Source organism: Muriicola sp., assembly GCF_049669965.1.
GTDB lineage: Bacteria > Bacteroidota > Bacteroidia > Flavobacteriales > Flavobacteriaceae > Muriicola.
The window spans coordinates 1-1,855 of the sequence record NZ_JBATLB010000219.1; the positions used below are offsets into that span (position 1 = coordinate 1).

General features: G+C 40.8%; 1 protein-coding gene and 2 pseudogenes. 1 reads left to right on the forward strand and 2 read right to left on the reverse strand.

The annotated features are described in order from the left end of the window. A pseudogene (locus tag WBM49_RS11450) lies at positions 1–670 on the forward strand (hypothetical protein); the annotation flags it as partial. Positions 671–678: 8 nt separating this feature from the next. Here the strand turns inward: WBM49_RS11450 and WBM49_RS11455 are convergent. Beyond that, complete coding sequence (locus tag WBM49_RS11455; RefSeq protein ID WP_424372188.1) at positions 679–873, reverse strand: DUF4177 domain-containing protein; 195 nt, start codon at positions 871–873, stop codon at positions 679–681. 13 nt (positions 874–886) lie between these two features. After that, positions 887–1,855, reverse strand: a pseudogene (locus tag WBM49_RS11460) (zinc carboxypeptidase); the annotation flags it as partial.

Below are 1,855 nucleotides of genomic sequence, written 5' to 3' on the forward strand. Positions count from 1 at the left end.
GATTGAGGAGGCCAGGAAAATGCTCAAAAAGAATCAAAAGATGATGGGTATGTCCGATGAGGATATGCAAACTATAGATTCTGTGATCGCTAATACGGCCAATGATCCTAATAATATAAATACGGGAATGACCTTTGATTTTGATAAAGGGATACTCGATTCCCTTATAACAGCCGGTGCTCCCAAAGAGGATAAATTAAAGGCAATGGGCATGAAAGAAGATGCCAGCGGACTCAACAAAAGGTTTTACGAACAGATGTTAAAATTTTATCAGCAAAAAGGAAGAGGCATCATACAGACCTTTTATGATACTATCCCTATAGCCATGTTCCTTTTAATGCCGCTTTTTGCCATGTTATTAAAGCTCTTTTATTGGAAAAGAGGGAACTTTGCCCATCATATGGTGTTTAGCTTTTACTTCTTCACCTTTCTATTTACCTCTTTTTGTCTTCTTATCCTGGCGAATATGCTTTTTGAGGTGCCTATTTGGTTAGAGGTACTTATAACTGTCTCTTATATGCTATATCTGATCCTTGCACTCCGGAATTTTTACAGAAGTAGTTGGCTAGGGGCTTTTTTTAAGGCCGGTCTAATCTCATTTGCATTTATGCCCTTTATTCTGGTTATGACCTTTATAGGCATTGTATTCATGGCGTTTATGCTCTACTAGACAAGGGGCTATTTTTCAAAATAGAGGTAGATATAGATGGCGGCGCCAAAAGGCGCTGCATCTGTGGATGACAATTGCCAGCCATCCCGGCTGTATTTATCCAGCATTTCCTGAATGGCCTTTTGAGAAGCTTCCTTGATATGATTTTTATTTGCGAATGCCTTGGTGTAAAAAATCAGGGTTTCAACCTTGTAATGTTTCATAGTCTTTTAATAATTAATTGATCATAAACAATGCATTTGCAAAAAATAGCTTTCCATTTTCCCAAAAGCCTCTAAACAAAGGATTATCCACCATATAAACCACTTCACCCCTTCCTTTGTTTTCTACCCCAAAGACCAGGGTTTTTGCAACTTTTTTCTGTGCTTCACTCCCTGCAAATCCTGCCATAGGCTTGGTGTCATCTTCCAAATACGCAACACTTCCCCGCTCTAAATATTCGTAGCTGTCATCACCCAGTTTTAAGCTGAAATACGTGTCGCCATACCCAAATCCTAGCGGATGCGTAGGGTCTACTTTTGTTCTGAAAATAGCTCCTGTGATCTGTTGTTTCATGCGTTCGCGCTCGGCCTCTTCATAGAGTTCGGGCTCCGGTGAGTCCTCGTCAGATTTATTGTCTTCTTTCATTTTGATCTTAAAGCCGTCTTTCCCCGCGATCCCATCGATAGAGCCACCCATGGCAATGAGTCGGCCGCCGTCTGCTACCCAATCCGAAATTTTAGTCAGAATGGCCTCGTTCATAAAAGACTTGTATCCGCGCCCATTGGGCAATACGAGCACATCGTAAGCCGAGAGGTCCACATTTCTGAAATAGTCGGTATCAATGACAGTCAAAGGGTATCCCAGCTGTTGTTCAAAGAAATGCCAGACCTCTCCAAAACTAAGGGTGGAGGTAGGCTCACCGGAGAGTACCGCTACTTTTACCGGGTTGATCATGCTTACATAGCTGGAGCCAAAATCTTTGCCCTGATCTACAAAACCTGTATTCACAGTTGTTACTTTTTTATCAGAGTACCTTCCAAAAATCCCAAAAAGATTAATAATTGTTTTAGGATCTGGATTATCTGCTTTGGTTATAATTAAACTACCTCTCTCAAAAGAGTTGCCGTCTATTTTAAATGGTTTTTGTGAGACTCTAACTCTAATTCCTTCCTGTAGTAACTCCGATAAAAATCTCGCATCTTT